This is a genomic window from Paenibacillus sp. FSL R7-0048 (genome assembly GCF_038004505.1).
In the GTDB taxonomy this organism is placed as follows: domain Bacteria; phylum Bacillota; class Bacilli; order Paenibacillales; family Paenibacillaceae; genus Paenibacillus_AQ; species Paenibacillus_AQ odorifer.
The window spans coordinates 1,027,357-1,041,190 of the sequence record NZ_JBBORF010000001.1; the positions used below are offsets into that span (position 1 = coordinate 1,027,357).

The window sequence follows — 13,834 nt, forward strand, 5'->3', positions numbered from 1 at the left end:
AAAGAAAGGGGGGGGCAATAAATGCGCGGCACTAAGTTGTCCCAGTTAGGTCAACAGCTTTTTTTCGTTGGTCCGGCAGTTTTGTTTTTTACCTTAATAACGATTATCCCATTTTTGATGGGGATGTATTACTCTTTCACAGATTGGAACGGTGTATCCGGTAATGTAAGTTGGGTCGGATTTCAAAACTTTTCCACTATTTTCTCAAATGACCCTGACTTCTGGTCTTCCTTTTGGTTCACGGTAAGATTTACGGTGTTAGGTGTGATTTTGACTAACGTGGTAGGCTTCTTCTTAGCTTATCTGTTAACTAAACCTTTAAAGACACGTAACATGCTTCGGACTATTTTCTTTATGCCGAACGTTATCGGGGGATTGTTGCTTGGTTTCATCTGGCAATTTATCTTCATCAAAGGGTTCGCCACTATGGGCGACCTCACAGGATGGTCCTTCTTTAATCTTCCTTGGCTCGGTGATGCCACAACAGGATTCTGGGCGATTGTAATGGTCTTTGTTTGGCAGTCTTCCGGTTATCTAATGGTTATCTACATTGCCTCGTTGAGTAACGTATCTAAAGAAGTACTAGAAGCGGCTGATATTGATGGTGCATCCCGTTGGCAGGTGCTACGCAATATCGTAGTTCCGCTAATTATGCCTGCTGTAACTATCGGATTATTCTTGGCCATTTCCTGGTCATTCAAAATGTTTGACCTTAACTTGTCCTTGACGAAGGGTGGACCGTTCAAATCGACGGAATCCGTTGCTATGAATATTTACAATGAAGCCTTCCTGAACAATCGTTACGGGCTGGGTACTGCAAAAGCGCTGCTGTTCTTTGTAATTGTAGCCATCATTACTCTGATTCAGGTCCGTATCACGAAGAGCAAGGAGGTTGAAGCGTAATGAAACCTACGGAAAAAAAGAGATGGAATATTGGTACGGAAGTGATAATGATCCTTCTGGCGCTGCTCTTTCTCTCTCCATTCTATTTCTTGCTCGCAAACTCGGTGAAATCCTTCGGTGAAATTCTGAGTGATGCGGCAAGCTGGCCAAAAGTATTTATGTGGTCGAACTATTCAACCGCCTGGAAATTAGCCCGTTTCGGTGAAGCATTCCGAAACTCGGTTATTATCACAGTGATCAGTGTTATTCTAATCTCTCTGTTCAGTGCGATGGCATCTTATCGTATGGTTCGGGCGAATACGAAATTCAATCAGTTCTTGCTGCTTATCTTTGTAGCAGCAATGGTAGTTCCGTTCCAAACGATCATGATTCCAATTCTGAAGGTCGTAAATGTTATTGGAGTAAATAACTCTTTCCTTGGTTTGATTATCACGAATCTAGGAATCAGTGTTCCGATGGCGATCTTCCTGTTCCACGGCTTTATCAAGTCCGTTCCTCTTGAAATTGAAGAGGCGGCTACAGTAGATGGATGTAATCCTATTACCGTGTTCTTCCGTATTGTGCTTCCTTTGCTGAAGCCAATGGTGATGACAACAATCGTGCTAAACGCACTTGGAATATGGAATGACTATCTGTTGCCATCCTTGATTCTTCAGGCACCAGAGCTTCGGACCATTCCACTAGCGACTTTCTCCTTCTTTGGTCAATACACCAAACAATGGGATATGGCACTTCCGGCTCTCGTAATCGGGGTCGCACCAATTATAATTTTCTACCTGTTTATGCAACGTTACATTGTTGAGGGAATAGCGGCTGGCTCGGTGAAAGGTTAACACCGAGCCCTCCGTTCCAAATATTTTTTAAGCAGTCCACTATTTTAAGGGGGAATATATAATGAAGAAGAAACACTCCGCAGTTGCTCTATCAGCAGTAATGGCAATGAGTTTAGCTCTAACGGCATGTGGTGGTAATAATAACGCTTCTAGTAACTCACAAAATGGAAGCGCTGGCACAAATTCAGGTGAAGTGAAGACCGTTAAGATCTTCCAATTCAAAACTGAAATCGTAGAAGGCCTCAATGAGCTTAAGGTTGAATTCGAAAAAGAATACCCTAACATCAAGCTGGATATCCAAACAGTTGGTGGTGGTGCGGACTACGCAGCAGCATTGAAAACTAAATTCGCTTCCGGCGATGCGCCTGATATTTTCTCCAATGGTGGATATGCAGAAATGGAACTTTGGGGAGACAAGATGGAAGATCTGTCCGACCAACCTTGGGTAGAAGATCTGATTCCTATGGCTGCAGAGCCTATGACTAAAGATGGCAAAGTATACGGTATGGCAATGAACCTTGAGGGTATCGGTATTGTGTATAACAAGGACTTGTTCGCTAAAGCGGGAATCACTGAAACTCCAAAAACATTGTCACAGCTTGAAGAAGCAGCCAAAAAGCTGCAAGCTATCGATGTAACTCCTTTTGGTAATGCATATCAGGAATGGTGGCTGCTAGGTAACCAAGGGATCAGCGTAGCCTTTGCACAACAAGATAATGTAGATGAATTCATCAAAGGTTTGAATGAAGGAACTGGTACAATTGTAGGCAATAAAACGTTTGAAGAGTGGAGCAAGTATCTCAAACTGACTTTACAATACGGACAAAAGAATCCTTTGACCACAGATGCTAACACTCACCTGGCAATGTTCGCAAAAGGCGAAACTGCAATGATGCAAGAAGGTAACTGGGCACAAACTCTTGTTGATAACATCACTCCTGATATGAACATTGGCATGTTCCCTATGCCAATCAATGAAGATGCTGAGAAGAATGACAAAATGACTGTTGGTATCCCTGCGAACCTTGTAGTCAACAAAGAATCCGGTTCTAAAGAAGAAGCAAAAACGTTCTTGAACTGGTTGGTAACTTCCGATATGGGTAAAGAGTACATCGTTAAAAAATGGAAATTCATCCCTGCTTTGTCCACAATCGAAGCAACACCTGAAGACATCGGTATGCTTGGAGCAGACGTATGGAACTATGTAAAAGAAAACAAAGTTTATGGCCTGCAATCCTCTAAATTCCCTGATGGTGTAACGCAAGAATTTGCCAGCGTGATTCAACAGTTCATTGCTGACAAGGTTGACGTTAACGGTTGGATGACTGGTATGCAAGCTGCATGGGACAAGCTTAAAAAATAAGTAAAGCACATTATAGAGAAGATTTAATGGATATTAGTGGTTAACAGAAGCGCTCTCCGTATACCTCATCAATTTGAGACGGGGAGCGCTTTTTTTGGGAAACAGGGCTGATTATCAAGGGATGGGGAGAAGCGCCAATGAAACGATATGATCATGTTCAGATGGGTGTGGACTATTACCCGGAGCATTGGGATGAATCCATGTGGGAACCAGATATCAAGTTGATGAAAGAAACAGGTGTTAAAGTAGTCCGGGTTGCTGAGTTCGCATGGAGCCGACTGGAGCCAACTGAGGGGAATTACCAGTTTGAGTGGCTGGACCGTGCGCTGGACCTTTTTCATCAATATGATCTGCAGGTTGTGATGGGTACGCCAACAGCTACACCGCCAAGATGGTTAACGACGAAATTTCCGGATGTGCTTCCGGTGTTTGCTAATGGAGAGATTTTTCACCCGGGGGTACGTGGACACCGCTGCTATAACAGCACATCGCTGCGTGAGTATGGCAGCCGTATTATTCTGCGTCTTGCCGAACGTTACAGTGAACACCCGGCCGTCATAGGCTGGCAGACTGATAATGAATTTGGCATGTTGGATTGTCATTGTGACGCTTGTAATACTGCTTTTCGAGCATGGGTACAAGCTAAATACGGAACACTGGCTGAGGTCAATGCAGAATGGGGAACCGTTGTTTGGAGCGGGGAGTACAGCGATTGGAATGAGCTTACCGTGCCGTTGGGCGGATCACCTCATCAGAATCCATCTTTTCTGCTGGACTTTCAGCGGTTTCAGTGGGATTCGGTGGTAGCGTTTCAGACAGCGCAGATCAATATTTTGCGTATGATTTGTCCAGAGCATTTCATAACCCATAACTTTCACAGCTATCCGCAGCGTCTCGATATGTACGCAGTGGGTGCAGATCTGGACGTGGCTGCGTTTGATTATTATCCGAATACTTCGCCAACCAAACAAGAGACAACGCCTTATAGCGGAGCACTTTCATTGGACGTAACCCGTGGCATCAAACGCCAAAACTTCTGGATCATGGAGCAGCTGAGTGGATCTCCGGGTTGTTGGATGCCGATGTGGCGAACCCCTTATCCGGGACTGATTCGTGCCTATGCATGGCAGGCGATTGCTAGAGGTGCGGATACTGTTGTTCATTTTCGCTGGAGAAGTGCAACTTCAGGAGCAGAACAATTCTGGCACGGGCTGATTGATCACAGCAATGTTCCCGGACGCAGATTAGCGGAGTTCACGCAGCTATGTCATGAGGTTAATGGGCTGAGCGGCAAGCTCCAAGGAACGATGCTGAAAAACGAAGTGGCTATCCTCCATTCTCATGAAGAGAAGGCTGCGCTGGATATTCAGCCGCAGGCAGAGGGCTTTGATTATTATGAGAACATTAAGCAGATTCACCGGGCGGTGACCAAGCTTGGCATGGGCTGCGATGTTATCGACCTCAGACAACCGCTTGATGGATACAAAGTAGTAATCGCTCCGAATTTATATTTGCTGGATGAGGAGATCGTACGTAATCTGGAGGATTTTGCCCTCGCTGGCGGGACCTTGCTGATCACCAACCGTAGTGGCGTCAAAAATATAAACAACATCGCAGTCATGCAACCGCTGCCTGGGCAGCTGAGCTATTGTACCGGCGTTGAAGTGCTGGAGTATGATCCGATTGGCGTTGAAACACATGTCATCGTGGATGCGGAGGGTAACCCATATGAATGTACGCAGTGGTGCGACATCCTCCGACCTGTAGTGGCCCAGCCAATTGCCTGGTATGGTGATGATTTCTATCGCGGCACACCCGCTGTTACTGTTAATTCCTTCGGCAAAGGTCAGGTTTATTACTTTGGAACCCATGCGGAAGAGCAATACTGGTCAGTTCTATTGGAGAACCTGGCTAAGGAAAAAGGGTTGTTATACTATGAAGGATTGCCAAACGGAGTACATGCCTCCGTGCGGACTGGAGATCAGGGAAGCTTCTTGTTCCTGCTTAATCTGAGCCGCGAGTCGGTGATCGTTCCGTTGCCACGAGAATACAGCAGCCTGCTGGATAATAAGATTCGATCGGGAGAGCTCCAGCTCGAGCCGTATGGTGTTGAGGTGCTGGAGATTTGAGTGGTTTTGAGTAAAGAGATTTTGGAGTGGGTTTGGGAGTGTGGCAGGAGAGGGGAAAGTGGAGTGGGAAATGTGTGGAGTAGGGTGAAGTGAAGGTTGGTGAAGATGGAGTGGGGGATGTGTGGAGTAGGGTGAAGTGAGGTTGGTGAAGATGGAGTGAGGGATGTGTGGAGTAGGGTGAAGTGAAGGTTGGTGAAGATGGAGTGAGGGATGTGTGGAGTAGGAATAGTGAAGTAAGTGGAAGTGTGGAGTAAAAAATGAGTGGAGTAGGGCATGCAGAAACTTCAACAGAAGCACAACAGAAAATAGTTGCACTTCGTACATTTATTTGAAGCATTGGAGTACTTAATTGGTTTTAGTTGCACTTTGTGCAGCTATAAATTGGCTAATCCCGCTGCAAGGCCATATTCCGAGAATATAGTTGCACAGAATACACTTATATGGATAATTTCTGCCGTGCAGGCTATTTTAAGTGTATAAAGTGCAATTATTTCGTCTGACTTACTCATACTGAACTGAAGAGAGCTGTACAATGGAGTCCCCATCATGAGCAAATTTCCACATGGAGTCCACCATGAGCAGATTTCCACATGGAGTCCACCATGAGCAGATTTCCACATGGAGTCCACCATGAGCAGATTTTCACAAGGACTCCACCATGTGCAGATCTGCACGATCCATCTCAGAGGTGCCGTACACTCGCAGCCAAATGAACCCGGCCAACGTAACGTACCGCACTTCACCGTACCGCCCATTTCTACACAATAGTAGCGCATACCATACTCTTACTACGTTCTAGCCGCATATTCCCAGCGAGCAATTTTTCCACAGCAGGCGGGGCATGTTCAATGCAGGCGTCTAAATTGCTCCGGCGTAGTCCCGGATTGCTTGCGAAATGTGGCTACATAATGGCTGACATCGCGGAAGCCGACTAGCTGGGAGATAGCTTTTACCGTAAGATCGGGTTGGCTTACGAGCATTTCTTTGCTTTTCCGGATGCGTAAACGTACGAAATAGGCATAAGGCGAGAGTCCGAAAGTTTGGACGAATAGGTTGTTAAGATAGCGCCCAGATACGCCTAGTTCATCGGCTAGATCGTTCAGTCCAAGATCAGGATCGCCATAATGGCTGTCCATCCATTTTAGCAGTGGCTGCAGCTTATCTACATTGCGGGAAATCGCCGTATTATTTTGAAGCTGGCCATATTTACTCAAAGTAAGCAAAAAACGATAAGCATCTGTGGAGGCGCCGAGACCAAACATATCCTGATAGGCATCATGACGATCCAGCATTTCCTTCAGCAAATTGGGGAGAGGCGCTTCATTTTCCCAACGGTAAAAAGAATTACTATTCATCCCAAGGGTCTCCAAAATAGAGTGTGCCGAATCGCCACCAAACGTTAGATAATAGGTACCCCAGTTTTTAGTGGAAGCCTCATAACGATGGGGTGTATAAGGAAGTAGTAATACGCCGCTGCCTTCGGGCAGGGAAAAGGTTTTATTGTCAAAATGGATGATCCCTTCACCTTCTGAGGTTTGAAGCCAATGATACGTGTCATAGCCATCGGGGCGGGATACTTTTTCCTGATCATGATTGTGCCCCATACTGTCTAAAGTGATTGGCAAGTGCTGTCCACCTTCATGGACGAATACGATCCTGCGATGCATGATTTCGGACAATGTTATCCTCTCCTGTTAGTTCTATATTCTTATATGTATGAGATATTATTTTATATTTAAAGGGCAACCTTAACCATTTACAATAGATATATAATTATACTATAAAGGGTGTGCGAAGTGTGATTAACGATAAATTACCTAAAATTTGGTACGGTGGAGATTACAATCCGGAGCAATGGGATGCGCCAGTATGGGCTGAGGATGAACGGATGTTCAAGCTGGCGGGAATTGATGTTGCCACAATTAATGTGTTTTCCTGGGCTTTAATCCAACCTTCCGAAGATACTTATGATTTCTCCTCATTGGATGAATTAATGGATAGACTATATAAAAATGGAACTTATGTATGTCTAGCTACAGGAACAGGAGCACATCCAGCTTGGATGGCTCATCGTTATCCTGAAGTGACCCGTGTCGATGTGCAGGGCAGAAAACGTAAGTTCGGCGGACGTCATAACTCCAATCCGAACAGTTCAGTTTACCGCAAGTATGCAGCGAAGCTGGCTGGTAAGCTGGCAGAACGCTACAAGGATCATCCGGCACTGGTAGCTTGGCATATTTCTAATGAATATGGTGGCTATGATTATTCCGAACAGTCCGCTGCTGCCTTCCGTGTCTGGTTGAGGGAGCGTTATGGTTCGCTGGATGCTTTGAACAAGGCTTGGAATACACGCTTTTGGGGACATACGTTTTATGATTGGGAAGAAATTGTGGTGCCAAATGAGCTGAGTGAAGAATGGAACGGTAACCGTACTAACTTCCAAGGAATCTCGTTGGACTATCGCCGTTTTATGTCTTATAGCTTGCTCGAATGTTACAAAATCGAATACGAAGCGATCAAAGAACACAGCACCAACGTACCTGTTACAACGAACCTGATGGGCTTTTATCCGGAGCTGGATTATTTTGAGTGGGCCAAGCATATGGATGTAATTTCTTGGGACAACTATCCTTCACTGGACACACCGGTCAGCTTTACAGCAATGACACATGATCTTATGCGTGGATTAAAAAATGGCCAACCGTTCATGCTGATGGAGCAAACACCGAGCCAGCAGAACTGGCAACCGTACAACTCTTTGAAACGTCCAGGCGTTATGCGTCTATGGAGTTACCAGGCTGTGGCGCGTGGTGCAGATACTGTGTTGTTCTTCCAACTGCGTCGTTCGATAGGGGCTTGTGAAAAGTATCATGGAGCGGTAATTGAGCATGTGGGTCATGAACACACACGGGTATTCCGTGAATGTGCTGAGCTGGGTAAAGAGCTGGAGCAGCTTGGAGATCAACTACTGGATGCGCGCAGTGCAGCTAAAGTAGGGATCATCTACGATTGGGAAAATCGTTGGGCGCTTGATCTCTCAAGCGGTCCGTCGGTTGCCTTGGATTACGTGAATGAAGTCCACAAATATTATGATGCGCTGTATCAGCAAAATATCGAAGCCGACATGATCGGGGTCGAAGAGAACCTGTCCAAGTATGAAATTGTTATCGCACCCGTAATGTACATGGTCAAGCCAGGTTTTGCAGAGAAGGTTGAAGCTTTTGTAAAAGCGGGCGGCACATTCATTACAACTTATTTCAGCGGTATTGTTAATGAGAACGACCTCGTGACGGTTGGAGGTTATCCAGGCGAATTGCGTAAAGTGCTTGGAATTTGGGCAGAGGAAATCGATGCATTACTGCCAGGTATGAGCAATGAGCTCGTGCTGGATAAAACGTGGGGTAGCTTGAGTGGTTCTTATAAATGTGATCTGCTCTGCGATCTGATCCATGCCGAAGGGGCAGAAGTTTTGGCAGAATACGGTTCTGATTTCTATAAAGGAATGCCTGCGTTGACTGTGAATAAATTTGGCGAAGGTAAAGCTTATTATGTGGCGACTAGCCCAGAAGCTGGATTCCTACAAGGATTCTTAGCGAATCTATGTGCCGAAAAGAACATTCAGCCGCTGGTAACTGCACCGGAAGGTATCGAATCTGTTCAACGTGTGAAGGATGGCGTATCTTACTTGTTCTTACTGAACCACACTGCCGGGGATTTAAGCGCGGATATTGGGGCAGCTGAGCGTACTGATCTACTGACAGGTAATGTAATCAGTGGTTCAGCAGTTGTACCGGGTCGTGGAGTATTGATTTTGTCGGATAAAAAATAGTTTATAGTATACGATTTTTAAAAAACTTTCCGGGCATAGCTTGTCCCCGGAAAGTTTTTTTGTTGTGAAGAAACTGATTAGCTGCTGCTGCCCGTGCTACCGTCTGGAGCGGATCCGCCGGGGTTTCCGCTGCTTAAGGTAATGCTCTCCGCCACAGTGGAATCTGATTTAAGCGTATATTGGATAATGTCATCAGCTTTCAGGTCAGCTAAGCTGATCGTGTTCTCCTGACGCGTACCATTGTCAAAGGTCATCGTTACAATTTTGGTATCAGCATCAATTGTAATATCTGTGGTTTCCTCGGAGAAGGTTTGCTGCATCCCGCCGCCCTGTGGTCCACCACCTTGTCCACCGCCGTCAGGGGCTCCGCCTTCCGGTATTCCCCCCTCTGGAGGTGTACCGTTTTCTGAGCCTTGATCACCTTCGGGTCTTTCCGGTGGAGTACCAGCCTGGCCGTTCTGCATATCGGCTCCAGCCGTATCTCCAGTGCCTTGTGCGGGCGGGGAAGGCATTTCTGACGTATAGATTGTAATTGTGTTGTCGCTAATACTCTTAATCTTGCCGAAGTTCATGGACATGCCGGGTCTGCCGTTTTGTTGATTGCCGTTTCCTTGAGATTGCTGTGCCTCAGTGTTATCTGCGGGTGCCGTGTTCGCTTGGTTATTAGTAACAGCTGTTCCTTCGGACTCCGAATTGGTGCTGCAGCCAGCCAATAGTAGAGAAGCGAGTAGACTTCCTGAGATCATAATCGGTATTAATTTCTTCATTTATTTTCTCTCCTTAATAGTTTTAGATTGATTAGGAGAAATATATCAGACGGTTCTGAAAGGTTGCTTAAGATCAGCTGAAAGTTTGCCTAAAGAAATAGATCATGTAAATGCTATATAATAATCATATAAGTGGGATAAAACTCTACAAAGGTAAGTCATTGTAAGACATAACCAACGTTCAGGAAAGAGGCAGTACATGAAGAATTTACTCGTAACAGGCTACCGTGCGCATGAGCTCGGTATTTTTGACAATAAGCATCCGGGAATTCCTTATATCAAAAAGGCGCTGTCTAACAGATTAAAGCCGCTAATTGAAGAAGGCGTCGAATGGATTATTACCCCCGGCCAGTATGGTGTCGATCTTTGGGCTTGTGAGGTGGTATGTGAACTCAAGACTCAATATCCTGAATTGAAATTGGGGATCATTACGGCTCATACTGGACAGGAAGAGAAGTGGAAGGAAGAGAAGCAGGAGGAATACCGACGTATTATTGCGGGTGCGGACTTTTGCAGGGCGGTCAGTAATGCCCCTTATGACGGCAGCTGGCAGTTCCGGGCCAGAGATGACTTGTTGTTCCGCAAAAGTGACGGGATATTGCTCTTTTATGATGAGGATGCGGCGGAAGGCAGCCCGAAGTTTTTTAAAGAACGAGCGCTGAAGCTGCATGCAGAGGGGGACTACGAGCTATTTCTTATTCATTCTGATGAGATTCAAAATATTGCCGATGAAGAAAATCAGCGAGATTATGAATAAAGCTACGAACGAAGATATTGCGAAATAAAAAAGCCCGAATCGGCATTGGGAAATCACCGTTAAGGGCTTTAGTTTCTATTTGAACGAGAGGCGGAGAATAGGATGAGTGAGGTCAATCAAGCAGATATTCGTTATGTTATTTTGCTTAGCCCGACGAATAAAGACCGTAGAGACATGGAGATTATTCGTGGTCATGTTAAGCATTTACAAGAGCTGGACCGTAAAGGACAATTAGTGCTGTGTGGTCCCTTTAGTGATTGTCCTGGCGGTATGGTTATTGTAAGAGCGAACTCACGCGAAGAAGCCGTTCTCCTTGCCGAAAAAGATCCTTACGTGCTGTCTGGCATTCGTAGCTATGAAGTGCGTACATGGAGTCTGTCCCATGAGGGAAACAGGCATTTAGGTATTGTTCCACTCCAGGAATAGGTTTAATCAAATGAAGCTTTTTAGCGAAGGTGCTTTTCGCACCTTGTAATGCTGCTCATAGGCATAGGCTAGCTTGATAAGCGTAGGCTCCTGATAAGCTTTTGCTGAGAAGGTTACACCAAAGGGAGCGCCGGCCGACGTGTATCCAGAAGGAACGACGATGGACGGATATCCTGCTCTGGAAGTAATTCTGGCGCCAAAATCGGCAGGGAACAGCAGGGCATCCAGATTGTATTCTTTCATAGTGGCATCGATCCCTTCTTCCTTGCACAGCTTCAGGTCAGTCGCACGATGGCGTAAATATTGAGCTTCACTTTGTGTGCCGGAGGAGGTATATTCCGCATCTATTAATGTAGCTTGACCAAATCTCAAAGTCTCCACAGGGTGTGCATGATTAAAATCAATAATATCCTTCAAGGTTCGCATAGGTGCTCCGGGGCCCAAATGAGATAAATAAGCATTCAGTGCTGTTTTGAATTCGTTTAATACCACCGAAGAGTAACTAATTTCGCGGGCGGTCTTAATATCCGCAGGATCAATGATGGTCGCTCCAAGCTCTCTCATTCTGTCGACGGAAGCGTTGAACAAAGCAAGCTGCTCAACTGTGAGCTCTTCAAAATAATAATCACGTGGTATCCCAATTCGAGCGCCCTGCAAACCATTCGGATCAAGGAATACAGTATAATCCTCGTGGATTTTACCTGTATTTGTTCCCATAGCTGCATCGCGCTGATCCTTGCCCAGCATGGCGTTTAGCAGTAACACGGCATCATGAACGGTTCTAGCCATAGGGCCTGCGGTGTCTTGTGTATTGGAGAGCGGCAGGATTCCTGAACGGCTGAGCAGCCCCACGGTTGGCTTAATGCCGATGATGGAGCCCAAATTACCGGGATTAAGAATCGATCCCGAAGTTTCTGTGCCAACAGAGACCGTACAGAAATTACAAGCGACAGCTACTGCTGAACCCGCACTAGAGCCACCGGTTGGCGTAGAAATATTGTAGGGGTTAAGGACTTGCCCGCCGCGGGAGCTGTAACCGGAGGGCATGCCGTTCGTCATAAAATTGGCGAATTCGGTCATATTGGCTTTACCCATAATAATGGCGCCGGCTTCACGCAGCTTGGTAACTATAAACGCATCTTCCCCGGCAAAAGAATTCGCCAAAGCCAGCGAACCCGCACTTGTATGCATTTTGTCCCCAGTATTGATATTATCTTTCAATAACACAGGTATCCCGTGTAGGGGGCCGCGTGGGCCATTAATTGCCCGTTCCACATCCAGAGATTCTGCGATAAACAACGCATCAGGATTAATCTCCAGTACAGAGTTAATCGTCAGGCCGTTTTTGTCGTGATCAGCAATGCGTTCATAATACATGAGAACTAGTTGTTTTGACGTAATTTCTCCGGCTTCTAATGCGGCTTGGATGTCCGGTATGGTGGCCTCTACGATTTCAAAACTCATATGCGTTCACGCTTCTTTCCCTCTAGGATATGGCTTCTCCTTCATCTAACCATAATTTGGGTGTCGTTGGTAGTTTTCTTTTTAGACTTACATTTTGATTGGCCATTTGATATATTCAGGTCTGCATTGTAATTTTTTTATTTTTCTAGATTAGGAGCTAAATTAAGAACATGAAAAACCACAACTTTGCTTCAAAAATTATCACTTTTTTTGTGGTGATGATAAGTTTTGCTGTTTTATCTTCAAGTCAAGCCTTTGCGGAAGACAGTGATCTCAAATGTTATTTGGACGGTAAGCAATTACATTTTAATGTAAGTCCTATACTGAAAGATGGAGTTACATACGTACCTATGCGGGCGATCTTTGAAGCTTTAGGCGCAACTATTAAATGGGATAATCATGCGAAGTCGGTCTCAGCGGTTAAAGGGGATATTAACATTTTTTATCTGGTCAAGGAAGGAAGAGTAATTGTAAACGCCAAAGAGCATGAGCAAGTCTTAAAAGGTATCAATTTTCAAAATAATACACTCGTCCCTTTAAGATTTATTAGCGAAGTGTTGGGTAGTAGTGTCACTTGGGATGAAGGTACAAAATCTATTTACATAACCTCACCAGTTGCCGAGGAGAAGATTATTGCCCCGGTCAACAGAACAATTTCAGTAGGAAGCCAAGAGCAATCAAAATCGTTATCAGATGAGAGAAACAGGTTTGTTATAATCGTAAAGCACTACGGAATTAAAAATAATCAGTTGTATAGCTTGCTCGAATTTTCTAACATGGATAATAAAGACATCTCAATAAATTTTAAGTCCGGTGATCAAAAAATCATAAAGACATTCTCAAAGGAAAAGGACCCCATGCCGACTCTGAAAATTGAAAATTGTACGGAAGTAACCCATAAAGTAGTTATCGATAATATTGGCGGGAATATATATAAAATCCCTGAATTTTCAGTTAATCAGGCATGTGTCAGTTCCAACCAATCCCAACAAGATGCGCTTGATGTATGGCGGAACGACAATTCCGGCCTCTCGGAATTAGGCAGTAACCTCGTGTCTGTCCGTAAATATATTCAAGATCAGACGGGTGGGCTGCAAAACTTTGTGATCCCAGCCAATAAAGCTGAACAGCTGATCTTGGTCGCCCCAGTTGGAGGGAAGGATAGGTTGGTTGTGGAGGGCAGTTATTTTGTAGGGGGTCTATCAAATAAGACTATAGAATTCCAACTAGATTATGAAGTGGTTTCTGAGCTCGATTTGGGTATTTATAGTTACATATATACGGAACCTGTATATTAAGGATCGTTTTATTAGAAAAGAGGTGTCCGAACGGCCAAAATAAATGGCTGCTCAGACACCTCTTT

12 protein-coding genes are annotated in these 13,834 nt (G+C 45.1%); 8 read left to right on the forward strand and 4 right to left on the reverse strand.

Features of this window, described 5'->3' with window-relative positions; all coding sequences use genetic code 11:
- Positions 1-21 precede the first annotated feature (21 nt).
- From NSQ91_RS04415 to NSQ91_RS04430, 4 genes are all read left to right on the forward strand, one after another.
- Positions 22-903, forward strand: coding sequence for a carbohydrate ABC transporter permease (locus NSQ91_RS04415; RefSeq protein ID WP_036680772.1), 882 nt, complete (start codon positions 22-24; stop codon positions 901-903).
- Positions 903-1,736, forward strand: coding sequence for a carbohydrate ABC transporter permease (locus tag NSQ91_RS04420; protein ID WP_036680774.1), 834 nt, complete (start codon positions 903-905; stop codon positions 1,734-1,736). The genes NSQ91_RS04415 and NSQ91_RS04420 overlap by 1 nt, the downstream gene beginning before the upstream one ends.
- 61 nt (positions 1,737-1,797) lie before the next feature.
- Positions 1,798-3,099: an ABC transporter substrate-binding protein gene (locus tag NSQ91_RS04425; protein ID WP_340916552.1), complete on the forward strand. Its 1,302-nt coding sequence runs from the start codon at positions 1,798-1,800 to the stop codon at positions 3,097-3,099.
- 137 nt (positions 3,100-3,236) lie between these two features.
- Positions 3,237-5,228, forward strand: a complete 1,992-nt coding sequence (locus NSQ91_RS04430) for a beta-galactosidase (protein WP_340916554.1) — start codon at positions 3,237-3,239, stop codon at positions 5,226-5,228.
- A gap of 374 nt (positions 5,229-5,602) precedes the next feature.
- On the opposite strand, the gene NSQ91_RS04435 is transcribed toward NSQ91_RS04430, so the two are convergent.
- Positions 5,603-6,004, reverse strand: a complete 402-nt coding sequence (locus tag NSQ91_RS04435; RefSeq protein ID WP_340916557.1) for a hypothetical protein — start codon at positions 6,002-6,004, stop codon at positions 5,603-5,605.
- 69 nt (positions 6,005-6,073) lie between these two features.
- Entirely contained in the window at positions 6,074-6,907 is an 834-nt protein-coding gene (locus NSQ91_RS04440) for an AraC family transcriptional regulator (protein ID WP_254848824.1), read from the reverse strand.
- 119 nt (positions 6,908-7,026) lie between these two features.
- Between NSQ91_RS04440 and NSQ91_RS04445 the strand changes: the two genes are divergently transcribed.
- Entirely contained in the window at positions 7,027-9,057 is a 2,031-nt protein-coding gene (locus NSQ91_RS04445; RefSeq protein ID WP_076279876.1) for a beta-galactosidase, read from the forward strand.
- Positions 9,058-9,134: 77 nt separating this feature from the next.
- On the opposite strand, the gene NSQ91_RS04450 is transcribed toward NSQ91_RS04445, so the two are convergent.
- Entirely contained in the window at positions 9,135-9,824 is a 690-nt protein-coding gene (locus NSQ91_RS04450; protein WP_076305094.1) for a hypothetical protein, read from the reverse strand.
- A 199-nt stretch (positions 9,825-10,023) separates the two neighbouring features.
- On the opposite strand from NSQ91_RS04450, the gene NSQ91_RS04455 reads away from it, so the two are divergent.
- A complete protein-coding gene (locus NSQ91_RS04455; RefSeq protein WP_036680784.1) occupies positions 10,024-10,581 on the forward strand; it encodes a DUF1273 domain-containing protein in 558 nt (185 codons plus the stop codon).
- 102 nt (positions 10,582-10,683) lie between these two features.
- Complete coding sequence (locus tag NSQ91_RS04460; protein WP_143759986.1) at positions 10,684-11,007, forward strand: YciI family protein; 324 nt, start codon at positions 10,684-10,686, stop codon at positions 11,005-11,007.
- A gap of 6 nt (positions 11,008-11,013) precedes the next feature.
- Here NSQ91_RS04460 and NSQ91_RS04465 read toward each other — a convergent pair whose 3' ends face one another.
- Complete coding sequence (locus tag NSQ91_RS04465) at positions 11,014-12,471, reverse strand: amidase family protein (protein WP_076305095.1); 1,458 nt, start codon at positions 12,469-12,471, stop codon at positions 11,014-11,016.
- A 170-nt stretch (positions 12,472-12,641) separates the two neighbouring features.
- On the opposite strand from NSQ91_RS04465, the gene NSQ91_RS04470 reads away from it, so the two are divergent.
- Positions 12,642-13,769: a copper amine oxidase N-terminal domain-containing protein gene (locus tag NSQ91_RS04470; RefSeq protein WP_340916567.1), complete on the forward strand. Its 1,128-nt coding sequence runs from the start codon at positions 12,642-12,644 to the stop codon at positions 13,767-13,769.
- The last annotated feature ends 65 nt before the right edge of the window (positions 13,770-13,834 follow it).

Coding starts and splice junctions, on each gene's coding strand:
- NSQ91_RS04415 (WP_036680772.1), top strand. CDS start 22: ATGCGCGGCACTAAGTTGTCCCAGTTAGGTCAACAGCTTTTTTTCGTT.
- NSQ91_RS04420 (WP_036680774.1), top strand. CDS start 903: ATGAAACCTACGGAAAAAAAGAGATGGAATATTGGTACGGAAGTGATA.
- NSQ91_RS04425 (WP_340916552.1), top strand. CDS start 1,798: ATGAAGAAGAAACACTCCGCAGTTGCTCTATCAGCAGTAATGGCAATG.
- NSQ91_RS04430 (WP_340916554.1), top strand. CDS start 3,237: ATGAAACGATATGATCATGTTCAGATGGGTGTGGACTATTACCCGGAG.
- NSQ91_RS04435 (WP_340916557.1), bottom strand. CDS start 6,004: ATGCGCTACTATTGTGTAGAAATGGGCGGTACGGTGAAGTGCGGTACG.
- NSQ91_RS04450 (WP_076305094.1), bottom strand. CDS start 9,824: ATGAAGAAATTAATACCGATTATGATCTCAGGAAGTCTACTCGCTTCT.
- NSQ91_RS04455 (WP_036680784.1), top strand. CDS start 10,024: ATGAAGAATTTACTCGTAACAGGCTACCGTGCGCATGAGCTCGGTATT.
- NSQ91_RS04460 (WP_143759986.1), top strand. CDS start 10,684: ATGAGTGAGGTCAATCAAGCAGATATTCGTTATGTTATTTTGCTTAGC.
- NSQ91_RS04465 (WP_076305095.1), bottom strand. CDS start 12,471: ATGAGTTTTGAAATCGTAGAGGCCACCATACCGGACATCCAAGCCGCA.
- NSQ91_RS04470 (WP_340916567.1), top strand. CDS start 12,642: ATGAAAAACCACAACTTTGCTTCAAAAATTATCACTTTTTTTGTGGTG.